This is a genomic window from Planctobacterium sp. AWM4_229 (assembly GCF_056160305.1).
In genome coordinates this window covers 1-23,942 of sequence record NZ_JBSWWX010000009.1, presented here as the reverse complement: position 1 = coordinate 23,942, position 23,942 = coordinate 1, and the positions used below count along the sequence as shown (strand labels likewise).

Sequence of the window (23,942 nt, the reverse complement as noted above, 5' to 3'; positions counted from 1 at the left end):
ATTCTGGGTAGTGATATCGCATGTTAATTTTGCATGGTGCCAGCGCACTTTCTGACTTCAAAGTTAAAAAACTTATCAACCAATTCCACGAAGAACAACTGCCTGTAGCGAGTATCAGAGCGCAGTATGTGCATTTTGCAAACACCACGGATGAACTGACCGATAAAGAAATGTCAGTGTTGCAACAGTTGCTGACTTATGGCATCGAAATGGATGAGCAATCGTTTGATGGTGAATTAATTTTGGTGGTACCCAGGATTGGTACAATTTCTCCGTGGGCCTCAAAAGCCACTAATATTTTGCACAATACCGGTTTATCTAAGGTTAAACGAGTAGAAAGGGGGATTGCTTATTACGTGCAGCTAACTGATGGCGCCGATGCGCAGGCCCTTTCGGCGATTACTGGCATATTGCACGACAGAATGACCGAAGTGACTATGTCTAACCTGCAAGAGGCGGAAGCACTATTTGCGGAAACCACGCCTGCTTCCTTTTCTCAAGTGGATATTTTATCCGGTGGCACTGAGGCTCTTCACTCTGCAAACCAAACTCTTGGCCTGGCATTGGCAGATGATGAAATTGATTACCTGGTAGAGAATTATCAAGCTTTGGGCCGCAACCCGAATGACATCGAACTGATGATGTTTGCCCAAGCTAACTCAGAGCATTGCCGACATAAAATCTTTAACGCCGACTGGACAATTGATGGCGTTGAACAGCCCAAATCGCTGTTCAAAATGATTAAAAACACTTACGAGCAGTGTTCTGACTATGTTTATTCAGCCTACAAAGACAATGCTGCGGTAATGCAAGGCTCGCAGGCTGGTCGCTTTTACCCTGATAGTGGTAGTTGTGAATACCGCTACCACATGGAAGATATTCACATTTTAATGAAGGTGGAAACTCACAACCATCCCACCGCCATTTCACCTTTTCCCGGCGCAGCGACAGGTTCAGGTGGAGAGATCCGCGATGAGGGGGCAACTGGTATCGGCGCAAAACCCAAAGCAGGGCTTGTGGGCTTCACCGTCTCTAATTTGAAAATTCCAGCCTTAACCCAACCGTGGGAAATCGATTATGGCAAGCCTGAGCGTATTGTTACCGCGTTGAACATTATGCTGGAGGCGCCATTGGGCGGTGCGGCCTTTAATAACGAGTTTGGTCGTCCCAATATTTTGGGCTATTTCCGTACCTATGAAAATCAGGTGGATAGTTTTAACGGTGAGGAAGTTCGCGGTTATCACAAACCCATAATGATTGCAGGTGGTTTGGGTAATATCCGTGCAGATCACGTAGAGAAAGGAGATATCATTCCTGGTGCCAAATTGATTGTATTGGGTGGCCCAGCAATGAACATCGGTTTAGGCGGCGGTGCTGCATCTTCCATGACATCTGGTCAATCCAATGAAGACTTAGATTTTGCTTCCGTACAACGTGATAACCCGGAAATGGAAAGACGTTGCCAGGAGGTGATAGACCGATGCTGGCAAATGGGCGAGGAGAACCCCATTTTATTTATCCATGATGTCGGTGCGGGTGGGTTATCCAATGCGTTTCCCGAGCTGGTAAACGACGCCGGCAGAGGCGGTAATTTTGAATTGCGCAATGTGCCTAACGATGAGCCGGGCATGTCTCCACTGGAAATCTGGTGTAATGAATCGCAAGAGCGCTATGTACTTGCCGTAGCCCCAGAAAAACTCTCTGTTTTTGAGCAAATCTGTGCCCGTGAGAGAGCACAGTACGCGGTTGTCGGTGTGGCAACAGAAGAGCAACACTTACGAGTCACTGACGCTCATTTTGGCAATAACCCGGTGGATTTGCCTTTGGATGTGCTCCTGGGTAAGCCACCTAAAATGCATCGTGATGTCACATCTTCCACTGCTAAGGGCGACGATTTTAATGCAGCCAATGTATCGCTGGAAGAGGCAGCACAGCGAGTATTGAGCTTGCCAACTGTGGCAGAGAAAACCTTCCTCGTTACCATTGGTGACCGAACCGTAACAGGGCTGGTAGCGCGTGATCAAATGGTGGGCCCTTGGCAAATCCCGGTCGCTGATGTCGCGGTAACCTGTGCCGCATTTGATACTTATGCCGGCGAGGCGATGGCCATGGGTGAGCGAAGCCCAATCGCATTATTAAATCATGCTGCTTCTGCGAGGATGGCGGTAGGTGAAGCAATAACCAATATTGCTGCTGCCAACATAGAATCACTGAAGCGCATCAAGTTGTCGGCAAACTGGATGTCTGCAGCAGGGCACAAAGGTGAAGACGCTGGCTTGTACGAAGCGGTAAAAGCGGTAGGTGAAGAATTGTGTCCGGCTCTGGAAATTACCATTCCAGTGGGTAAAGATTCGATGTCGATGAAAACCCAGTGGCAAGATGGTGCAGAGCAAAAGAGTGTCACTGCGCCGCTGTCTCTGGTAATTACGGCATTTTCTCGTGTGGAAGACGTGCGTAAAACCTTGACCCCTCAACTAGATACAAACTCTGAAGATACCAGTCTGATTCTGATTGATTTGGGACAAGGCCAAAATCGCATGGGAGGCTCATGTCTTGCTCAGGTGTATAACAAGCTTGGCAAACGCGCTCCTGATGTTGATTCTCCTGAGCTATTAAAAGGCTTTTTTGTTGCCATCCAGCAGCTAAATCAGCAAGGCCTGGTTAAAGCGTATCACGACCGCTCAGATGGGGGCTTGTTCACCACGGTTGTAGAAATGGCTTTTGCCGCTAATTGTGGTGTTGACATTAATTTGGACGCCATTCCCGGTGATGCTAATAGCATTTTGTTCAATGAGGAGCTGGGAGCGGTAATTCAGGTTACTAATGAACAACTAGAAACAGTGATGTCGGTTTTTGCAGAGAATGGTTTGTCTGCTCTTGTGCATAACATTGGCTCTGTCTGTGGCGAAGATCTTGTTCGCTTTAGTAAAGACGGAGAGACGGTACTGCAAAATACGCGCTCTCATTATCGTCAGCTTTGGGCACAAACCACCTACAATATGCAGTTGTTGAGAGACAACCCAGAGTGCGCTGAACAGGAACATCAGCTCAAGAGTAACCCTGACAACAGCGGTTTGTTTGCCAAACTGACATTTGATATCAATGAAGATATCGCTGCCCCTTGCATTGCTAAAGGTACTGCGCCCAAAATGGCCATTTTGCGAGAGCAAGGGGTAAATTCTCACGTAGAAATGGCGGCCGCTTTTGATCGAGCCGGTTTCGCTAGTACCGATGTGCATATGAGTGATTTAATCGCTGGTCGCGTATCTTTGCAAGATTTCCAAGGCTTGGTTGCTTGTGGGGGCTTCTCTTACGGTGATGTATTAGGAGCGGGCGAAGGATGGGCTAAAACAATATTGTTCAATGAGCAAATTCGCAGCCAATTCCAGCAATTTTTTGAACGCCAGGATACCTTCTCTCTTGGTGTTTGCAATGGTTGCCAAATGTTGTCTAATCTCAAGCAGTTGATTCCAGGTGCTGAGCATTGGCCGCACTTCGTACAGAACTATTCTGAACGCTTTGAAGCCAGACTGGCCATGGTGGAAGTACAACAGAGTCCGTCTATCTTTTTTGAGGGTATGGCTGGCTCAGTGATCCCAATTGCCGTATCACATGGTGAAGGGCGCGCTGTATTTGCTAACGATACTGCATTACTGGCTGCACAACCGAATGTTAGCCTGAGATACGTGGACTATGCCGGCAGCGTAACGCAGCATTACCCCATGAACCCTAATGGCTCGCCTGAAGGGATTACTGGCCTGACTTCACAAGATGGGCGTGCCACCATCATGATGCCACACCCGGAGCGTGTATTCAGAACGGTAGCAAACTCATGGCACCCTGATGATTGGCAAGAAGATGGGGCCTGGATGAGAATGTTCAGGAATGCCAGGAAATCTTTGGGCTAAGATTGGAGGGCGTAACGCCCTCTTTGTTGGATTTTGGCTTAAAACACCATAATTTCCTGAAATTTAGGCTAAAAATCGACGAATTGGTGAATAAGATGGCTTGTTTGCTGGTTTTATATTGTATATGATTGGTTAAATTGTAGACATCTCTTGGTGCCTACAGAGCACAACAAGGTATATGTGCATTCTAGCTAAAGGAACCTTAGCGCCACCATTACCATTTAATCTCAAGAATAAAAATAATAAGAGTGGGTTATGAATCGTTCCAGTAAAGGCTTCGGCCTGGCAGGTGTTTTCGTCACAGTCGTGGTTCTCATTGTAAGCGCTGTCATCAGTACCACCGTTTCCTCGAAAGAGTATGCGTCAGGTACTGTTGCTACTATTGAGCAAATACAAGTGGCTCAAACAAAATAAAATAAGGCTCCATCAAAGCCAGGCTCACAGCAAAATTACTTTTAGTGATAGTGGCTGATATCACCAATTGCTTTTACTTGAGTTTGTGTTTTTCTCTGTTTTCTGCTTTTTGTTGTTTATTCTTTTTCAACAATACATACGTGCTTTTAATGCCGCCGTGTTGCATTTGACTGCTGTGAAATGCTAGAACTTCTGGCATTTGCTGCAACCATACATTCAGGTAGCTTTTCAGGTAACCGCAAAAGGGTTTTTTATCTTTGCTGAGTCCGTGGCGCATTAAAACGCAACGCAATCCGCGAACATGGGCTTGTGTTATGAAATCAAACACTTCTCTATGGGCAACTTCTAATGATAAGTGTTGCATATTCAAGGAGCTTTCTATGGCGTATTTTCCAAGGCGAAGATTCTTATACACCAGATCCTGAACGCCTTCTTGCTTAAACTGGATAGGATCCTCAACTGCAACGGGATCTATGTCGGCGAGGGTTAGGAAATTTTTGCTATTGCGCTGTTCGTTCTTGATTGCCTCTCTTCGTAGTTGCTTTGCCAGTTCATTGCCATTTGTCTTTTTCAAAAAAACTTTGTCATCATTTTTCAACGTTTTTACATCAGCCACTTCCGCCATAAATGCGTCGAAATCTTCATTCCCAATCATGATACAACCTGAAAAATATCTGCAGATATAAATATATGTACGAAGCTTGTACCTTCAAGACATTTCTACAGATCATCATGGTTTTAAATCTTAGAGACTATATAGAAATAAATGCAGGTTAAAATAATTACCATTCGGGATTGTTAAATAGGTAAATATTCGATACTTTACATGAATTAAACTATACAATTAGCGCTAGCTTATCATTGAGCGCCAAAACCAGAATGACAAATTCAAGGCAGCATTAAGGAAGTAGTAAATATGGCCAACAAAAGTACCGATATATTGCATGTAGAGCGTTCAGATATTTTGAGAAGTCTTCGCTTGCAAAGTAGTTTTACGCAAAAGCAGATCGCCGAAAAATTGGGCATAAGTCGAGAAAAAGTGGTGGCGGTAGAAAACTGCCATTTAAAATCAATGTTGGCATTAGAGTTAGATACGATTAAAAATTGGTGGAATTTATGCCGTGCACGAGCAGATATTGAAACCCAAAAGCAATTTGCCAAATTAATTAAAAAAGAATTAAGTATTTAGCCAAAGAAAAAATGGCGTCCCCACCGCGACTCGAACGCAGATCTAAAACTTAGGAGGTTCTTGTTTTATCCGGTTAAACTATGGGGACGCTGATTTAGCTATGAACTAATCACCATTAACTGTTTAGATTATTACGCAATCATAATTACAATAAAAGCGTTAGCGGCGCACCACAAAATCGTTTGGTTGAATATTCGCCAATGGAGTCCCGTCCACCACCCTTAATTGTGCCGAATTAAAGAAGGCTTCAGTCACCACAACTCTTGACGGATGAATACTGTATTGCGTTTGAGATAAACCATTGGGGGAGAAGAAATGACGCATCTGAAAAACCGCTAATTCGTCACCTTTTTTTACACCTTGCTTACTACCTATGTTTACCGACAGGCTGTTATTGTGGATACCAATTATTCTTCCATAAGTAGGCATACAAGCAATAAGCTCATCAATCTCAGAGGTTAACTCCCGCAGCATTTCGCCAGTAGCTTTGCCGAATTGCGATCCCCAAAACTCTTTGCTTGTGGCTTGTACTTTCTGGTGTTTATCAAATTGCCAAATTGCCGAGCGATGATAAGTCTTGTCAAAAAGAATATCCCCTTTGGTACCGTCTAATAACATAAAGCGAATCGACAGGTTTCTACCGGGATGTTTCTCATCCCAGAATTTTGCCACATCCAGGTAGGTCTGGGGTTCTTCATCCAAACTGAGTTCCACAATGTCGCCGATCAACACATATTGTGCGCTGGCTTGTTCGGCTAACAGCATTGATTGAGTTTTAAGGTCCTGAGGCTGAGGGAAGAAGGTGTAAGGCTCTACTTTACTGATCGTGGCGCGTTGGGAATAGACTTCAAAACTTTCTTTAATGGCGTTAGCCAATGGGCCATCAAGGGCATTGAGACCACCTATGGCTGCTTGCCGGTAGGCGCTGACATGGAGTTTACTAGTAACAATATTTTTTTTGTAATCAGACGCACTGCACTGATCCCTTTGGGGAAAGATATCCGCTCTTATGGCGACTTCTACAAAATCATCGTAGTAATGCTCGGATATTAACTCCACACTGGCTACCTCGCCTGAGGCTCTTATTTCAAGCCGTTCATCTCGTAACAACCCGTCGGTCATTTCCTGAACACTGCGCACCGAAGCACCTGCAAACAAAAGGGCTTGTCGTATCGCTTCATGAGTTGCTTGTTGTCTGGCCAATTCTTTGTTGTTGTTGTGTATTACTGCTTGACCACTGGCTTCAAACCAGGCTGCATGCGTAGGCAGACTCGCTACACTGAGTAGTGCCAACAAAGTAAAAATCTGTCTGAACATAAGAACCTCAATTTACATCTTTTGCCATGACGCGATATTTTGTCACTTATATCTGCTGCAATTGGTGAATTACCGTCAATAAGGCGTCAGTTTTTTTAGCTGCTTTGGTACAAGCACATTACGTACCACCTCAATCAATCATTGTTATTTATCAGAATAAATGGCAAACAACTTGCTTAGAAAGCATTAAACATTATTGATGTATCAATTGCGTCAATAATATAGCGCTGATAAAGATATCCTTTTATCAAGCGGATTGTATGCAAAATTCAGGCAAACTGATGGGTGGGTTATGAAGACAAAATTCAATTCCAAAATGGACAAATTACTTGTCGTTGGATTAGTGACACTTGGGCTATCCGGCTGTAAATCGCTGGAAGCGATGTATTACAGTGATAAGCAAGTAGAGTGGGAGTATGTCCAACCGGAGCAACATCCTGTACTGACTGCGGTAGGTTATGCACCTGTTAGCGCACAAATGGGCAAAACAGACTCAGCCAAAATGTTGATGGCCATAAAGGCATCCAAACTGGATGCTTACAAAGAACTGGCCGAGCAAGTGTATGGGCAGCGAATTGACACCCAGCAGTCTTTGGCTAACCTGGTGCTCAAGGACAATGATTTAAAGGCATCGGTTGAAGGCGTAATCAGAGGTGCTGAAGTGGTTAAAACCTATCCGGTAGGTGAGGATGTTTACGCAACGGAATTGAGTCTCGATTTTCAAAAAGTGTATGATATTTACCTTTCCACGGCACGTCCAAGAAAAATAAAAGAAATCACCTATTATTGATATATTGAGTTTTCCCGCTCCACTCAACATGAAAACCTCTCTTTTGAGAGGTTTTGTCGTTTTTGAGCAAGTACTATCGAGGTGCAAAGTAAAACGAGTTTATGCTAAAGGGGTTTATAGGTAAGGTATATTGTGTGCTTAGCTCAACGGTTAGGGGAGCTTTAATAAAACGTCAGGCTTTGACACCAGAGCCCAACATGCCGCCCTGTGTTTTACCTTTGTTGGTGTAAGTAAGTGATTCTTTGTTTCGTGCTGCCAGCATTACGTTGCGTAATCGCTGAAGTCTTATTTGGTTCTTTTCTACTGCCGCAGCGTTTACTTCAGTCTGATGCTGACACTTATGCAATAGTTCTTTGCCTTGCTGAGCCAATTCGAATTGTTCTTCGGAAAGCTCGCTCTCAGGCGTTTTTAATTTTTGCAGAGACACATCGTTTTGTGCTAACTGCTCCAGTAATGCCGATTTTTCGTCAATCAATGTCAGCAGACTTTCAGCATCGCGAGCAACCACCAACTCCAGTTCTTTTTGGAGGTTAGCTTCTAACGCCTGAAGTAGCGTTAGTTGTTGTTCTAGAGCTGCAGTCAAATCTGACATCAATTAACCTTTGGATAAGCCAAACAGTTCAGTTTCAGCTTTCGAGATTTTGGATGCCAGTTGCTCAGCATCAATCTTGTAAGAGCCGTTCTGAATCGCCGCTTTTAGTTTATCAACTTTATCTTGATTCACCGGAGCGTCGCTTGCTTTTTTCTGCACGTTCGCCAGTTGTTGTGCTGACTGGGTCAGCGAAACGGAATCCTGGCGAGGGGCAGCAGCAGCGGTTTGAGCTTGCTGTGCTGTATTCGCACTTTGGCCTTGCTGAGCCTGTTGTTGATTGAGTCGTTGACTCTCCAACTGTGGCTTCTGACCTGTGCCATTTACATTGTTAATAGCCATGATTAAATTCCAATACTTTTAAACCCTCAGTTAGCTTATCGGCTGACGCCTTTCAATCTTTAATAAAAAACCAATAAATGCGCTTTTTTTTTATACTGGCTAACTGTATTTTCGCAGTTTAAATTAAGACCATAAAAAAGTCTTTATAAAATCAATGATTTGCCAATATTTGTTAGGTTAACAGCGACATTGGCAATCTTCTAATGCGCCTCTCCGAGTTGCAGCGCACCTCGTTCCATTTTATATCTGGACTCGAACCTCGTTAACATTCGCCACTTCTGCTTCTAGCTGCTTTTTAGAGCGTCTATTTTGAACCGAGATCGTATCACCAATATTGCCATCTTGCAGTGCTACACCACTGGTTTTTATTTCAAGTCCGCTGAGCTTCGCAGTTATCACTATGGCGTCGCCTTTACAAACAAAGCATAGCATATTCGGAGATACGGTAGTGCCATCTCGTGAACGGCGCTTTAAACGCGCACCCACAACATCTTTTATATCGGCAAAAGTGCCGCCTCTTATACGTCTTTTGTCTACTTTTTCTAAAGTAACGTTATTGGCGGTTAATAAGGTACCCGGGGAGACCGTATCTGCCAGTACAACGACTTCTTGCATTTCTGTTACGCTGACACTCAAATAATGGAACCAACCATTGCTCGGGCAGCTCACTCTTACTGTTACGTTAGATTGACGCAAAGATTGCGAACTACTGCTGGCTTGCAAATCCACAGGACAGGCAGGGATGTTGATGCGTTCATCAATACTCCTGACGGAAATTTGTACATCATTGATGTTGTCTACTTCGGCATTTTGATAAACAAATATCTCTGCGGTCTCTTCCACAAGATTACGCATTAAATCTTTTTCTTGCGCAGCCGCTATATTGGTTGTTATAAACCAACCAATTAAGGAAAGTTTTAAGGTTTTCTTGAGGTTGGCGAAATTTTTCATGTTCACTTTCTTCCAATTTGGCTATGCTTAAAGGCAATTTTGGTAAAAACTTAACAGCGTCAAAAAAATAACGCTGTGTGGGCGAATAATAATCACGCATCCACATAAGAGTACTATTCAAGTATCGTGCCTGTTTGGATGAATTAGAGGTGTTTTATGGCGGGAATTTTAGATTCTGTTAACCAACGAACTCAGCTGGTGGGGCAAAACCGCCTTGAGCTATTATTGTTCAAACTCAATAATCGCCAACGCTACGGAATTAACGTATTTAAAGTACGTGAGGTTTTACAGTGTCCGCCCTTAACTTCAATGCCAAAGCTGAATGCCTTGGTAAGAGGTGTTGCCCATATTCGCGGCCAAACTATCTCGGTTATCGATATGAGTATGGCAACAGGTGGACGTAAGATTGAAGATATCAAAAATGCCTTTATTGTCATCGCGGAATACAACCGCTCAGTACAAGGTTTTTTAGTGGGCTCGGTGGAGCGCATTATTAATATCAATTGGGAAGCCATCTTGCCACCACCTGAGGGGGCGGGTAAGGCCAGTTATCTTACTGCTGTCACAGAAGTTGATGGCGAATTAATTGAAATTCTGGATGTTGAAAAAATCCTCAATGAAATCGCGCCAGCACGAGAAGTGGTGCGCGAAGACATGGCTGAAGAGTTGGCTAAGCACGACGCCAGTCTGGATGACAAGATTATTTTCATCGCGGATGACTCATCGGTAGCGAGAAGCCAGGTTAAAAAGGCCTTGTCCTCATTGGGCCTGGAAATTGAAGCTGCCAAAGATGGCCGAGAAGCGCTTGAAAGACTGAAAGAAATTGCCTCGGAAACCGGCGATGTAACCGACAAAGTTGGCGTTATCGTCAGTGATATTGAAATGCCAGAAATGGATGGTTATACCTTAACGGCAGAGATTAAGAGTACGCCTGAACTGGCTAAGTTACATGTAGTGCTGCATACTTCATTGAGCGGTGTATTCAACCAAGCGATGGTTAAGAAGGTGGGGGCGGATGATTTTATTGCGAAGTTCCACCCAGATGAACTGGCTACTGCGGTAAAGAAATGGCTGGACAAGTCAGCGGAAAAATAATCTGTGGTGAATAAAACATTAAGCGAAGACGACTACACACTGTTTAGTGAATTCCTGGAGCGCTGCTGTGGTATCGTTTTGGGACCGAACAAGCAGTATTTGGTGAGAAGTCGTTTAGCGCCTTTGATGCGAAAATATGACGAGCCTTCGCTGAGTCAGGTGGTTAATGATGTGATCAACGGCAGAAATAGGGGTTTGAGAGACGATGCTATTGATGCCATGACCACCAATGAAACACTGTGGTTTCGAGACAGATATCCTTTTGAACTGTTAGTCAAAGAGCTGTTTCCCAAATTCGCAGAAAGTCGACAGCCGGTAAAGATCTGGTGTGCTGCGGCATCATCAGGGCAAGAGCCCTATTCAATTGCGATGGCTGCAGCTGAATATCAGAAGTTGAATAGTCGATTTGCCGGTGTGCAAATTGTCGGTACCGATCTGTCCACGGAAATGCTGCAAAAATGTAAAGTGGCCACTTACGATTCATTGTCCTTGTCGCGAGGATTATCTGAGGAACGAAAACGCCAGTTTTTCGACGATACACCAGAAGGAAACAAGCGCATCAAGCCTGAGATTGCGCGTATGGTTACCTTCAGACAGCTCAATTTGCTGGACAGCTACGCCAATCTGGGGCGTTTTGATATGGTGTTCTGTCGCAATGTCTTGATTTATTTCGCACCAGAAGTGAAAAGCGCTATACTGCAAAAAATTGCCTCTGTGTTAAATAAAGACGGCATTTTATTCTTGGGTGCGTCAGAATCTATGGCTGGCTTATCCTCCGATTTTAATATGATTCGATGTAATCCTGGCTTATATTACACTCGAAAATAATTTTATTATATCAACGAACCCCTCTAATTTAGAGGCCTTTCGCGTTTCTCGGCGCAGCCCCTCTATCTAAAATATATTGCTTCTTCCAAAACTGGCACATGCCTTGCTTTCAATCCACTGTAAGTTTTTTGACGCTGTGGAGGCCAGAATGGCTATCAGTTTAGACAAATTAACCGCTTTGCATCATCGAGCTGTCTCAGTGAGACAGGATCGTATGGAGCTTATTGCCGGCAATCTGGCAAACCAGAATACACCCGGCTACAAAGCCAGAGACATAAATTTTCAGGAAGCGATGAAAAGCGCTTCGTATGAACAACGTATGCATCTCAATCGCACCTCATCCGGGCATATAGAAGGGCAAATGCAAAGCGACCGACTTGTCACCTTTCGGGTTCCAACCCAGCCGGATACCGGCGATGGCAACACAGTTGAAGGACAGATGGAAAAAAATGCGTTCCTGGATAACGGTTTGCGGTATCAGGCGAGTATTCAATTTCTGGATGGCAAATTTAAAGGCATGAAAAAAGCACTGACCGGAGGGCAACAATAATGAGTTTGTTTAATGTAATGGACATTGCGTCCTCGGGCATGCATGCCGAAGGCGTAAGGTTGAATACCACCGCTAGTAACGTGGCAAATGCTAACAGCGTAAGTTCTTCCTACGGTGAAACTTACAAGGCGCGACATGCCGTTTTTGCCGCAGAAATGAAAAATGCCACAAATGCCCAGGCACCGCTGGGCACCAAAGTTAATGTGTTGGGTGTTGTGGAGAGCCAAAAGCCCCTGCAGATGGAGTACTCCCCCAATCACCCCATGGCCAATGAAGATGGTTACATCTTTAAGCCTAATGTCAATGTCGTGGAATCCATGGCGGATATGCTCTCAGCTTCAAAAGCCTATGAGGCAAACGTGCAGGTGGCTGATACCACTAAGCGAATTTTCCGCCGCGTGATGATGTTAGGCCAAGGCCGATAGGAGAATAAGATGGACGCAATAGGCAGCAAATTATTAAACGATCAGCTGTACTGGCAAGAAGAAGGGGTACCGGTGGCGGATCCCAATGCCAATTCACAGTTAACCCAGGAAGATTTTTTCTCCTTACTCACTGAGCAACTTGCCATGCAGGACCCCACCAAACCGGTGGACAACGACCAGATGGTGGCGCAGATGACCAGCTTTACCATGGCGGATAGTCTGTCCCAGCTGAACGATAAGTTTGATGAATTTGCTTCATCCATGAATTCAAACCAGGCACTGCAAGCAACCAGCCTCATCGGTCAAACCGTATTGACGGAAAGCAGCGTGGGCAACACCTGGCAAGAGGGTGGTGTGAGTGGCTACATCATAGCCGATGCACCGGTTGAAGATATGCAAATTCAAGTACTAAATGAGTATGGCGAGGTGGTTCGTGAAATGGACGCTGGTAATCACGATGCTGGTGCCATTTCTTTTGGCTGGGATGGTACTGATGCCGACGGCAATCATTTGCCGGCCGGTAAGTATAAGGTGCAGGCAACAGGCACCATTGACGGCCTGAATACCGAACTGAACGTACAGATGAACGCTCAGGTTACCGGTACTGCCGTGGCTGCGCAAAATGTCAAAGACATGAAGATTATTATCGAAGACGATATTGGTCAGGTGCTGCGTACCATTGATGTGGGCAGTCAGCAAGCCGGTAATATCGAATTTGGCTGGGATGGCACGGATGATGCTGGGAATATCCTGCCGCCTGGATCTTATAACATCAAAATCGAAGGTGAAATCAATGGCCAGACAGAGTCAATTCCCTTTGGCATTAACCGTCGCGTAGAGAGTGTCAGTTTGGCAGGCGCAGGTAATGAAGGTGTTGTACTCAATTTGGTAGGCGATGAAAGCATCCGCCTCACCGACATAATAAACGTAAGCTAATTAGCAGGAGAACGAGCAATGTCATTTAATATAGCCCTGAGTGGTGTCGCTGCCGCTCAAAAAGACCTGGATACCACGGCAAACAACATTGCCAACGTAAATACTGTGGGATTCAAAGAGTCACGTGCCGAATTTGGAGATGTGTTTGCATCCTCATTATTAGGCGGTGGTCGAACCAAAGTCGGCGACGGTGTAGTAACCCAGGAAGTAGCCCAACAATTCAGTCAGGGCAGCTTACAGTTCACTAATACTGCGCTGGATTTAGCCATTACCGGTAACGGCTTTTTTGTTACCGTACCTGATATTTCCTCTCAGGATTTTACCTATACTCGTGCTGGCCAGTTTAAGCTGGACGAAGATAACTTTGTGGTTAACTCCCAAGGCGACAACTTATTAGGTTTTCCGGTAAACAGCGATGGGACTTCATCTTCAATTGCATTGAGTACCGCAGAGCCAGTGCAAATACCCGATTCTTCTGGTAATCCATCAGCCACAACCGAGGTTGACCTGCGCATGAACCTCCCTGCCGGTGATGCTGCTATCGACCCGGATGATTTCGATCCAGATGACACAACAACTTACAATGCGTCAACTTCGATTACAGTGTACGATTCCCTAGGTGAGTCTCATATTCAGACTTTTTACTTTATAAAGGATTCCAATGCGGCATCCAATGAGTGGTTAATGATCACTTCCGTAGATGGTGAGTTTTACGATTATACTAACTCTGACGGAACAGACCCTGCTGATGCTGCCGCTGTAAACAATGGTGGTTCAAACCACGTTGGATTTGGCAATACCCTCACGACCGCTGGCGGTGGTACCACTAACACCGGTATTTGGGGCACGCGACTGGTGTTTGACTCCAGCGGTGATTTCACTGAAATCCAGTCTGCTGATGGTAACGCTTTGCCTACGGGGGTCGCGGGCGATGTACTCATCCCTACAACTATTCCGTTAACAGGATTGACTTCAGGTGCCGATACAGCCCAAACATTGGCCATCAACTTTAATCTGGATACCAATGGCATCGGTGATGATGAACCCACGCAGTTTGCCTCAAACTTTGAGGTGACATCGTTAGAACAGGATGGTTTACCTGTAGGGCGTTTAACGGGTATTGATATCGGCCCGGATGGTCTGGTTAGAGCAACGTTCTCCAACGGTACCTCAGAGCCTATTAGCCGTATCGCTTTGGCGCGTTTTTCTAACGAGCAAGGTTTAACCCAAAATGGTAATGCCTCCTGGAAAGAGAGTATTTTGTCCGGCGAAGCGCTAGCGGGTGAGGCCACCACGGGTACCTTTGGTGATATCAACTCCTCAGCTCTGGAGCAATCCAATGTAAACCTGACTACTGAGCTGATTGATATGATCATCGCGCAGCGGAACTTCCAGGCCAACTCACGAGCCTTGGAAATAAACAATGCCCTGAACCAGACAATCTTGGGTATCAGATAATCTTAACGTCAATAATAAAGGGCCACATAACGTGGCCCTTTTTGTAACCACCTTCCATTTCGCTCTGCACTACTCCAAAATCGTTTTTGGCATGATTAATGCTTTGATACTGTTAAGTAAATAACAGGTCAAATTACCGTCATGGATAAAATGCTTTATATTGCCGCATCAGGTGCCTCTCAGGACCTGTTATCGAGTGCGGTTCGAGCCAACAACCTGGCAAATGCCCAAACCACCGGATTTAAGGCGATGATGGCGCAAGCCCGAGCCATGCCGGCTTTCGGCGACGGTTTGCCGACACGTGTATTTGCCATGACAGAAAGTCCGGCGAATCGCTACGACGCCGGAGCCATGGTGCAAACTAATCGCGACCTGGATATTGCCGTTGAAGGTAATGGTTGGTTTGCGGTAATCGACAAAAACGGCGGTGAAGCCTATTCCCGTAACGGCAGCCTGCAAATGGGCACCAACGGTGAGCTGTTGGATACCCGCGGCAATCAAATTGTGGGTGAGGCAGGTCCTATCTTTTTACCAATCCCACTTTCAAACGTGAGTGTGGCTCAGGATGGCACTATCTCGGTCAGACCCCAAGGCGCGCCTGCCAATGTGTTGGAGCCAGTGGGTCGAATCAAATTGGTCAAACCCGATCTTGAAAATCTGCAGCGCAGTGAGGATGGATTGTTTCGATTACCCGATGGTGAGCAAGCTGACCAGGATTTGACGGTGGGCATTCGTACCGGATTTTTAGAGGCGAGTAATGTTAACCCTATCGAAGAGATGATGGGCATTATTCAGTCTCAGCGTCATTACGAAATGCAGGTGAAGTTTATGAAAAAGGCGGAAGAAATCGATCAGCGTGGCACTCGTTTAATGATGATCATGTAATGACTAAATTAAAACAATTAATCACGGAAACACTTTTGTTTCCTGGCAATGAGGAGGTGGCTTATGCACCCGGCATTATGGATTAGTAAAACAGGACTCGATGCGGCGCAAACCGATGTGTCGGTAATTTCCAACAACCTGGCCAATGCCAGCACGGTTGGATTTAAAAAAGATCGGGCGATATTTGAAGATCTGCTCTACCAGAATATCAACCAGCCAGGTGGTCGTTCATCAGCGGATACCGAGTTGCCATCAGGTTTGATGGTGGGCGCAGGGAGTAAAGTGGTAGCAACGCAAAAGGCACACACTCAGGGCAATATGTTAACCACTGAAAACTCTCTGGATATGTCAATTCAGGGCCGTGGCTTTTTCGAGATTTTGCAACCCGATGGCTCCATAGCTTATACCCGAAATGGTCAGTTTACCCTGGATGATACCGGGCAAATCGTGACACCGGGTGCCGGTTTCCAATTGCAACCAGCTATTACCGTTCCTGAAGATGCGCAGCAGATCACGATTTCACAAGACGGTGAAGTTTCCGTTCAGGTGCGAGGTCAGGCGGCACCAACTATCATCGGTCAGCTTAATATTTCCGATTTTGTTAATGCCACAGGTTTGCAGCCCATCGGACAAAACTTGTATGTGGAAACGGCGGCTAGCGGCGCACCTATCCAGGGGGTTCCGGGGTTAGATGGCTTGGGCACGATTCAACAAGGCTCGCTTGAAACCTCAAATGTGAATGTTACAGAAGAACTGGTAAATCTGATCGAAAGCCAACGTTTGTATGAAATGAACTCTAAAGTTATTTCAGCTGTGGATCAGATGCTTGGCCAGGTTATTCAGCAACTTTAATGATGGTGTAGTATGAATAAGCTAATCACAAAACTTTCTGTTGTTTCTTCCTTTGTGTTGCTGACGGCATGTCAGTCTACGGTTCAGGTGGATCCTCGCCCGAATGACCCCTTTTTTGCGCCAGTGGTACCAGAAATGCCCGTTGAGCAGGTTTCCAATGATGGTTCTATCTTTAACGCCATGCATGCCAATAGTCTGTATTCGGACGCAAAAGGACGCAGGATTGGCGATATTATTACCGTCATCTTGCGTGAAAATACGTCCGCAACCAAATCTGCCAGTACAACGCTTGAACGCGAATCAGAAGTTGATTTTGATCCCATTGTTGGACCCGGCGGTGGCAACCTCAATTTAGGTTTGGGTGGTGATTTTCAGCTTGATTTAGGTGCCAGTAACGATTTTGAGGGAGATGCCTCAGCGAATCAGAGTAATAATCTCACAGGAAACATTTCTGTCACCGTGGTTCAGGTAATGCCTAACAACAACTTGATTATTCGTGGTGAGAAGTGGTTAACGCTGAATAACGGTGATGAGTACATTCGTCTGACCGGTATCGTTCGTCCCGCAGATATAAATCCTGCCAATGAAGTGCTTTCTTCTAAAATCGCCAATGCCCGTATTCAGTACAGTGGCACAGGTAGTTTCTCACAGGTGCAGCAACAAGGATGGCTTGGCAAGTTCTTTGCATCTACGTGGTGGCCCTTTTAATTTTTGACGTATTGAGGCGAGTGAGGAGCGACATCATGAAATTATTGAAATTCTTTGTAGTATTAACGGCAGTGCTGATGAGCAGTGTTAGTTATGCGCAAAAGATTAAAGATGCTGTTTCTATCTCTGGCGTCAGAAGCAACCAGCTTATCGGCTACGGTTTGGTGGTCGGTTTGCCGGGCACTGGAGAACAGAGCCCGTTTACGGAACAAAGTTTCCGCGCCATGTTATCCAACTTCGGCATTGCTCTGGCCAGTAATGTTAGCCCTAAGATTTCCAACGTTGCCGCTGTGGCCGTACATGCTGATTTACCAGCGTTTGCCAAGCCCGGTCAAAAAATTGACATTACTGTATCTTCTATTGGCGAGTCTGAAAGTTTACGTGGCGGCACGCTAATGCAAACCTTCTTAAAAGGTATGGATGGTAAAGTCTACGCCGTCGCACAAGGCAGTTTAGTGGTGAGTGGTTTTGGCGCTGAAGGCGCTGATGGTTCTCGTATTATTTCCAATACCCCGACAGTGGGACGTATTCCCAATGGAGCCGTAGTGGAACGCTCTGTACCTAGCGGCCTGATGAATGGTGACTATTTAACGCTCAACTTGAATTATCCTGACTTTTCTACAGCCAAAACCCTCGCGGATACCATCAATGCCCGCTTAGGTGCTGATCCCGATAAAGGCTATGTGATTGCTACACCTATTGATGCCGCCTCGGTGCGGGTATCTGCTCCAAGAGATGTCGGGGCACGTGTCGGATTTTTAGCAACCATCGAAAATTTTGAATTTGAACCTGCCGATGCGCCAGCGCGCATAGTGATTAATAGTCGTACCGGAACCATTGTTATTGGCGAAGATGTGCGTCTAAAACCTGCCGCCATCACTCATGGTGGGCTGACAGTAACTATTGCTGAAACCCAGACTGTGTCTCAGCCAAATCAATTTGCCGAAGGGGATACCACAGTTACCCAACAATCCATTGTGGATGTAAACCTGGACGATACCCGGATGTTTAAGTTTGATCCGGGCGTCAGTCTGGACAACCTTGTGCGTGCCGTCAATGAAGTGGGTGCGGCCCCTGGTGATTTAATGGCGATTCTGGAAGCCTTGCGTGAAGCTGGTGCCCTCCAGGGTGAGCTGGTTATTATTTAGGGGTGAATTATGGACTCCATGAATCACGTTCAAACCCAGATGCAGCAGGCTCGCAATGCCTATGATGTGCAGAGCCTGGATGCGCTGCGTCAGGGGGCCCAGAAGAATGACAAACAGGCACTGGAAGAAACGGCTAAACACTTTGAAGCGATTTTCGTACAGATGATGCTCAAATCCATGCGTGCTGCAGAAGATGTGTTAGCCGACGAAAATAGTCCCTTTAATTCTCAAGAGGTAAAATTTTACCGTGATATGCACGATCAACAGTTGGCCACCAATATGTCGGCTTCCGGCAGCGTGGGGTTAGCTGAGGTGATAGTGCAACAGTTAGACCCTCAAAGCAGTAACGTGATGCCGGCAAATTTGCTGCGCAATGATGGTAACCTTTCTACGATAAACGATTTCAGTCGCGCCAAAGTGAGCATGGCACAACGCAGTATGCTTGCTGAGCCGATGCAGATGAGTCCGGCTGCACCGCAAAAACGTCCGGGTTTTGAATCACCCGAAGAGTTTGTCAGTAATTTAATGCCGATTGCAGAACAGGTAGCAGAAAAAATTGGTTTAGATCCCAAAGCGATGGTAGCTCAAGCAGCAGTGGAAACAGGGTGGGGGCAATACTTGATCCATTCGGGTGACGGTCAGAATTCTCACAACCTGTTTGGCGTTAAGGCAAGTCGTGGCTGGCAAGGTGATAAAAACTATGTGGATACCCTGGAGTTTGAAGGTGGCGCAGCACAAAAAACTAAAGCGGCTTTTCGTGCTTATGGCTCATTTGAAGAGTCGATGCATGACTATGTCGATTTCCTGAAATCCAGTCCTCGATATCAACAGGCACTGGAAAAGGCGGACGATCCGGCTACCTATTTTAATGAATTACAAAAATCAGGCTATGCAACTGACCCTGCGTATGCCGATAAAGTAATGTCGGTGTATAAAAGCGAGCGTCTGCGTGGCGATAGCATTGAGATTAACTCTATGAGGTCTGCGTTATGATCCAAACGGATATTTTTACTATTGCCACCTCGGGCCTGAATGCTCAGCAGGGTTTACTCAACACCACTGCCAATAACATTGCCAATGTGAACACCGACGGCTACGTGCGACAACGGGGTACATTAGAAGAGCAAGATGTTGGCGGCGTACTACTTGGCAACGTTGAGCGCGTTGTCGATAAGTTTGCTCAAGAGCAATATATTCGTGATACATCAGAGCTTGGTGAAAGCAGTCAGTATTTAGACAAACTAAATCAGCTTGACAATATTTTTGCCAGTGAGGCGATTAGTGCCGCAGAAGGCATGAGTCGATATTTTTCAGCTTTACAAACCGCTACCGATGATCCCAATAACATTGCGTCCAGAGAGATCGTCATTGCTGAGGCGGAAGCCATGGTGAAGCGTTTCAACAATATTGATGGTTATCTTGAAACCAGTGTTGAAGTTGTAAATGAAGAACTGGATGACAAGCTAGAGCAAGCCAATGACCTTATCCAGCAGATCGCAGATTTGAATACCCAAATCAAGTCCACTCAGTTTGCACCACAAACATCGGGATCGGAGTCAGTCAAGAACCAGCGTGATCAGGCTATTGTGGAATTGTCTGAGTTAGTAGAGATAAGCACACAAGAACGTACAGATGGATCAACTCTAGTTTTTATGGGCTCTGGACAGGCACTCGTGCTGGAAGATGGTTCATTTAACGTTTTTAGTGAGAATGGCAATCCGGATCCAACCTATAAGGATTTAACCTTGGAAGCTGCTGACAACAGTAATGTCAGTATTCCCCTTAGCGATGACGATATTGGTGGTGAAATTGGCGGTTTGATCCGTTACCGAGACGACGTATTAGAGCCTAATATTCGTGAGCTTGGTCAAATTGCTTTAGCCATTACGGATGCGATGAACGAGCAGAACAAGCTTGGACTGGATCTGGATAACGAATTGGGTACCGACCTTTTTACCACGCCCGAGTTCGGTGCTCTAACATATGACGATAATACCGGGACCGGTTCTGTCAATGCCAGAGTACCTGATGGTGGGGGAGTCGAGATCACTTCGGCGGATTACCAGATAACGATAACAGGTGGTGGAGGCACCACTAGCATCGATTTTGATATTGCTTTGCTCAATCCTGATGGGAGTCCAGTTACCGATAGTACAGGTACCGCTATCACACAATCTTTAACGGGAGTGGATATTTCTGGTGGCGGCTATATAACTATTCCTGCTGGAAATATCGGTGGTGATATTGAAATCCAATTCCCCGACGGTACAGCTTATGCGGATGATGATCAATTCCTAATCCAACCAGCTAAAGAAGCAGCTGGTGCTATCGCAATGGCCACTAACCGCCCTGAAGATTTGGCTTTAGCGTCTCCCATTCGAGTGGAATCTGAACTCAATAATCTGGGAACGGCCTCAGTTTCATCTATCACAGTAACAAATACAGAGGTTAGTGCTGGCACTGAAGGTTCCGCTTTTGATGGTGCAGGGGGCATTCAAGGTCCGGGCGCGTCGCCCCATACTGGTGGTGATGGTGCACCAACTACCATTGTCTTTACTGCAGCAGATAGCTTTGAAGTACAAGACTCAGCAGGTACAGTGTTGGCAACGGTCAATGGCGCTACTTCCCTTGAAAATCTTCTAGCACAAGCCGCAGCGGTACCGTGGGATGCAGGCTTTACGGGACAAGATGATTATCCCGGATATGATTTAAGCATTGAGGGGGTTCCGCAAGCAGGAGACACCTTTAATATTGCTTATAACACCGATGGTTTTAACGACAACAGCAATGGTCTGGAGCTTGCGGGTTTACAAGAAGAAGACTTAATGTTGCGGGGTAACGATGGCAATAGTACCCAAATAACCTTCCATGAGGCCTACGCAGGCATTGTTACTGAAGTCGGCTCAAAAACTGCGAGCGCTCAAGTGGAATATGAAGCGGCGGTTGCAATGGAAAGACAGTCAAAAGAATGGGTAGATTCGGTTTCTGGTGTAAACTTAGATGAGGAAGCGTCTGACTTGATCCGTTTTCAGCAAGCTTACGCCGCGTCAGCCAGGGTTTTAACCACGGCACAGAGTCTATTCCAGACAATATTGGGTGCAGTCAGTTAATGAATAAAGTCAGGCAGTTTATTGCTGTGAGGGGGTTGTAATGAGGATCTCAAATAACCAGATTTTCGACCGGGCAATCAATGGCGTTATTGATAACCAGATTGGCTTGTCTGAAACCCAACTACAACTTTCCACCGGCAAAAAGGTAATTACACCTTCTGATGATCCCGTCGGAGCAGCAAGTGTTTTGCGACTTACAGAAGAACTGGACCAGATCACTCAATACAACCGTAACAATACCTTATTGCAGAACTCCCTCTCACAAGAAGAGGCTGTTTTGAGCAATATTACCAGCTCTTCAAACCGGGCGCGTACTTTAGTGTTGCAAGCGGGAAACGGCATTAATAGCGATGAGGACCGGGTTGCGATTGCCAGTGAGCTTGAGCAAATTCGCGACGAAATTTTTGATCTGATGAATAGCCAGGACGCTGATGGTAATTATATCTTTGCTGGCAATCAGGCTGATTCTCCTGCCTTTACCTTTGATTCAACTGCGACGGGAAATCGCTACGTATTTCAAGGAGACGATGGGCAAAATAAGATTCAACTCTCCAATAATGTCACTGTGGCAAATGGCGACTCAGGTAAAGATGTATTTGAAAATGTACTGGCTCGTCTTGATGGTACGGTTACCGGAGGAACTGGTACTGCCACCATCAATATCAGCCAACAAAACGCATTTGATAGCTTCCACAAGGCCAATTATGACGCCGTGACAGCTGCAAATAACGTTTTCACCGGAACGGTAAATGGTGCAGGAACTCAAATTACTTTTGATGATCCTGATGCAACGACGGTTAATTTTACTTCCGGTGAGCCGTTTATCTTCCAAGGTGTGGAGTTCACCATGACAGGCGGTGCTGGCGACACGATTGAATTTACCTTATCGCAACCAGAGAAGAAAAATCTGGCGGTGACATTGGATGAAATTGTGACGGCCCTGAATGATTCTTCGGTAACCGGCGATGCGTTACAAGAAGCCATAAGTGATGCGCTCGTGGGACTGGATAACGGTATGAAGCAGGTTTCAAATACGGTTTCTTCTATCGGCGGACGCATCAATATCGCAGAGTCGGTTTATGAATCTAACCTGGATCTGGAAATAGCCAATAAAGATGCCCGCTCACAAATAGAAGATGTGGATTATGCCGAGGCGATATCAGAGTTAAGCAAACAAGAAACTGCACTTCAGGCAGCGCAACAAACTTTTGGGCGGGTTACTAACCTATCCTTGTTTGACTACATATAATCTCTGACTACATTTAAAGCCCACTGATATCAAATTGCGCCAGGTATATCTGGCTTTTGTTGTCCAAGTGACTGGAATAATAGCTCAGATAAAGTGTATTTTTGTGTTGAACCAGACCCGGATAGCTATTGTCTCCGCCTGATGGAAGGCGGGCCATCAATTTGAGTTGTTGAGTGTTTAAGTCCAGGTTAAAAAGCGCCGTGTTAAACTGCTGATCCTTCCAGATCCTGCCGGCGACCCAGCAAGAATCTTTGTCTTTGAAAATCATACAAGGTCCGCCTATGTAAGCCCCTAGATCGGTCCATTGCCAGTTGTTAAATGGCCACCTTGATTTCCCTAGTTGTGCGCTGCAACTGTCAGTGTCTCTGCGAACAATGGCAAACGCGGTTTTGCCAATAAAAACAATGTCGCTTTCATTGGGATAACCCAAGTTGTGTTTCGCCAGACTCAGGGCTTCATTATTGTGGATATGAAGATTGCTTCGTGGATCGCCGCTATAGAGTTGGATGCGATTGGCCCCTCGATTGTAGGCAAAGCCGTAAGCTTTTTGCTCTGGTTGCGCGCATGTTTGGTGTTGTATTGAGTGCCAACGAAGGCGCCAAAGCCACCAATGGTTATGCCCGATTTGGCGTTTAGAAGACCAGCTCTTTCCTGAATTCGACAGATAAATAGCAGGTTTGCAGTATTCGGTTTTATCCTCAGTGTGAAATCTTCTTTGGTAAACCAACAACATTAACTGATTGTCAGGCGTGACGGTCAGTTTTGGATCTCTTAAATCTGATTTTGCTTCTGTTACCCAAGTTTTGTTCAGGAGCTCGCCACTTAAGTCCAGTTGCAGAATACATATACGTCCATCGTTACTGATATGATTTGTAGCCTCGCGAAAACAACAGTAAAGATACCCGTTCCATAAGCAGAGGTCTGTAAAGGCACTATGGGCTGCTGAACCTGCTATTTTTTTTATTTTAAACTGCATCATTTTTGGTTTCATTTTTAAAGCGCATTGCTGTTTATCCTACCCTATCCTGTGATTTTTACGACTAAAGTCGTAGCCGGAATTTCTCTTATTCTTTTCGAAGTTGATATTTAACCCTCTGTTTTTATTGGTTTTCTCAAAAAAGCTCAAAAAACCTTCAAGGTTTTTTTTGAAATAACGATAACCCTAAGTGAGAGAGCCAGTGACAATCACTTAATAAAA

The 23,942-nt window shown here is 45.6% G+C and carries 23 protein-coding genes; 17 read left to right on the top strand and 6 right to left on the bottom strand.

All coding sequences use genetic code 11. From position 1 onward, the window contains the following. Window positions 1-20 precede the first annotated feature (20 nt). Both purL and ACXAGP_RS18785 read left to right on the top strand, forming a co-directional pair. The gene (gene purL, locus ACXAGP_RS18790; protein WP_475263132.1) at window positions 21-3,908 is read left to right on the top strand and encodes a phosphoribosylformylglycinamidine synthase; all 3,888 of its coding nucleotides are present in this window, start codon (window positions 21-23) and stop codon (window positions 3,906-3,908) included. Window positions 3,909-4,163: 255 nt separating this feature from the next. After that, window positions 4,164-4,322 carry a hypothetical protein gene (locus tag ACXAGP_RS18785; protein WP_475263131.1) on the top strand — a complete coding sequence of 53 codons (159 nt, stop codon included), beginning with the start codon at window positions 4,164-4,166 and terminating at the stop codon, window positions 4,320-4,322. Between the two features lie 73 nt (window positions 4,323-4,395). On the opposite strand, the gene smrA is transcribed toward ACXAGP_RS18785, so the two are convergent. After that, window positions 4,396-4,977, bottom strand: coding sequence for a DNA endonuclease SmrA (smrA, locus tag ACXAGP_RS18780; protein ID WP_475263130.1), 582 nt, complete (start codon window positions 4,975-4,977; stop codon window positions 4,396-4,398). A gap of 261 nt (window positions 4,978-5,238) precedes the next feature. Here smrA and ACXAGP_RS18775 point away from each other — a divergent pair, with 261 nt between their 5' ends. Further along, window positions 5,239-5,511, top strand: a complete 273-nt coding sequence (locus ACXAGP_RS18775; RefSeq protein ID WP_475263128.1) for a transcriptional regulator — start codon at window positions 5,239-5,241, stop codon at window positions 5,509-5,511. Between the two features lie 159 nt (window positions 5,512-5,670). Here ACXAGP_RS18775 and ACXAGP_RS18770 read toward each other — a convergent pair whose 3' ends face one another. Further along, complete coding sequence (locus ACXAGP_RS18770) at window positions 5,671-6,828, bottom strand: flagella assembly protein FlgT (protein ID WP_475263127.1); 1,158 nt, start codon at window positions 6,826-6,828, stop codon at window positions 5,671-5,673. Between the two features lie 292 nt (window positions 6,829-7,120). On the opposite strand from ACXAGP_RS18770, the gene ACXAGP_RS18765 reads away from it, so the two are divergent. Then, complete coding sequence (locus ACXAGP_RS18765; protein ID WP_475263126.1) at window positions 7,121-7,618, top strand: LPP20 family lipoprotein; 498 nt, start codon at window positions 7,121-7,123, stop codon at window positions 7,616-7,618. A 172-nt stretch (window positions 7,619-7,790) separates the two neighbouring features. Here the strand turns inward: ACXAGP_RS18765 and flgN are convergent, their stop codons facing one another. From flgN to flgA, 3 genes are all read right to left on the bottom strand, one after another. After that, window positions 7,791-8,210, bottom strand: coding sequence for a flagellar export chaperone FlgN (gene flgN, locus ACXAGP_RS18760; RefSeq protein WP_475263125.1), 420 nt, complete (start codon window positions 8,208-8,210; stop codon window positions 7,791-7,793). Between the two features lie 3 nt (window positions 8,211-8,213). Further along, window positions 8,214-8,549, bottom strand: a complete 336-nt coding sequence (gene flgM / locus ACXAGP_RS18755) for a flagellar biosynthesis anti-sigma factor FlgM (RefSeq protein WP_338293921.1) — start codon at window positions 8,547-8,549, stop codon at window positions 8,214-8,216. 240 nt (window positions 8,550-8,789) lie between these two features. Beyond that, window positions 8,790-9,500 (bottom strand): flagellar basal body P-ring formation chaperone FlgA, encoded by a 711-nt coding sequence (gene flgA, locus ACXAGP_RS18750; protein ID WP_475263123.1) that lies wholly within the window; start codon window positions 9,498-9,500, stop codon window positions 8,790-8,792. A gap of 156 nt (window positions 9,501-9,656) precedes the next feature. Between flgA and ACXAGP_RS18745 the strand changes: the two genes are divergently transcribed. From ACXAGP_RS18745 to flgL, 13 genes are all read left to right on the top strand, one after another. Next, complete coding sequence (locus tag ACXAGP_RS18745) at window positions 9,657-10,595, top strand: chemotaxis protein CheV (protein WP_475263121.1); 939 nt, start codon at window positions 9,657-9,659, stop codon at window positions 10,593-10,595. Between the two features lie 3 nt (window positions 10,596-10,598). Next, window positions 10,599-11,423, top strand: a complete 825-nt coding sequence (locus ACXAGP_RS18740; protein WP_475263120.1) for a CheR family methyltransferase — start codon at window positions 10,599-10,601, stop codon at window positions 11,421-11,423. A gap of 148 nt (window positions 11,424-11,571) precedes the next feature. Beyond that, window positions 11,572-11,973, top strand: a complete 402-nt coding sequence (gene flgB, locus ACXAGP_RS18735) for a flagellar basal body rod protein FlgB (protein ID WP_475263119.1) — start codon at window positions 11,572-11,574, stop codon at window positions 11,971-11,973. Next, on the top strand, window positions 11,973-12,398 hold the full coding sequence (gene flgC, locus ACXAGP_RS18730; RefSeq protein ID WP_475263118.1) for a flagellar basal body rod protein FlgC: 426 nt from the start codon (window positions 11,973-11,975) through the stop codon (window positions 12,396-12,398). Before flgB ends, flgC begins: the two co-directional genes overlap by 1 nt. Window positions 12,399-12,407: 9 nt before the next feature. After that, window positions 12,408-13,334, top strand: a complete 927-nt coding sequence (locus tag ACXAGP_RS18725; RefSeq protein WP_475263116.1) for a FlgD immunoglobulin-like domain containing protein — start codon at window positions 12,408-12,410, stop codon at window positions 13,332-13,334. Between the two features lie 18 nt (window positions 13,335-13,352). Further along, the gene (gene flgE / locus ACXAGP_RS18720) at window positions 13,353-14,792 is read left to right on the top strand and encodes a flagellar hook protein FlgE (RefSeq protein WP_475263114.1); all 1,440 of its coding nucleotides are present in this window, start codon (window positions 13,353-13,355) and stop codon (window positions 14,790-14,792) included. Between the two features lie 141 nt (window positions 14,793-14,933). Beyond that, window positions 14,934-15,677, top strand: coding sequence for a flagellar basal body rod protein FlgF (locus ACXAGP_RS18715; RefSeq protein ID WP_475263113.1), 744 nt, complete (start codon window positions 14,934-14,936; stop codon window positions 15,675-15,677). 63 nt (window positions 15,678-15,740) lie between these two features. Next, the gene (flgG, locus tag ACXAGP_RS18710; RefSeq protein ID WP_338293912.1) at window positions 15,741-16,529 is read left to right on the top strand and encodes a flagellar basal-body rod protein FlgG; all 789 of its coding nucleotides are present in this window, start codon (window positions 15,741-15,743) and stop codon (window positions 16,527-16,529) included. Between the two features lie 12 nt (window positions 16,530-16,541). After that, the gene (gene flgH / locus ACXAGP_RS18705) at window positions 16,542-17,237 is read left to right on the top strand and encodes a flagellar basal body L-ring protein FlgH (RefSeq protein ID WP_475263111.1); all 696 of its coding nucleotides are present in this window, start codon (window positions 16,542-16,544) and stop codon (window positions 17,235-17,237) included. 35 nt (window positions 17,238-17,272) lie between these two features. Beyond that, window positions 17,273-18,385 carry a flagellar basal body P-ring protein FlgI gene (locus ACXAGP_RS18700; protein WP_475263109.1) on the top strand — a complete coding sequence of 371 codons (1,113 nt, stop codon included), beginning with the start codon at window positions 17,273-17,275 and terminating at the stop codon, window positions 18,383-18,385. 9 nt (window positions 18,386-18,394) lie between these two features. Then, window positions 18,395-19,378, top strand: coding sequence for a flagellar assembly peptidoglycan hydrolase FlgJ (gene flgJ / locus ACXAGP_RS18695; protein ID WP_475263107.1), 984 nt, complete (start codon window positions 18,395-18,397; stop codon window positions 19,376-19,378). Next, on the top strand, window positions 19,375-21,495 hold the full coding sequence (flgK, locus tag ACXAGP_RS18690; RefSeq protein WP_475263105.1) for a flagellar hook-associated protein FlgK: 2,121 nt from the start codon (window positions 19,375-19,377) through the stop codon (window positions 21,493-21,495). The genes flgJ and flgK overlap by 4 nt, the downstream gene beginning before the upstream one ends. 40 nt (window positions 21,496-21,535) lie before the next feature. Then, window positions 21,536-22,744: a flagellar hook-associated protein FlgL gene (gene flgL, locus ACXAGP_RS18685; protein ID WP_475263103.1), complete on the top strand. Its 1,209-nt coding sequence runs from the start codon at window positions 21,536-21,538 to the stop codon at window positions 22,742-22,744. Window positions 22,745-22,757: 13 nt separating this feature from the next. Here the strand turns inward: flgL and ACXAGP_RS18680 are convergent, their stop codons facing one another. Next, window positions 22,758-23,723: a hypothetical protein gene (locus ACXAGP_RS18680; protein ID WP_475263102.1), complete on the bottom strand. Its 966-nt coding sequence runs from the start codon at window positions 23,721-23,723 to the stop codon at window positions 22,758-22,760. Window positions 23,724-23,942 lie beyond the last annotated feature (219 nt).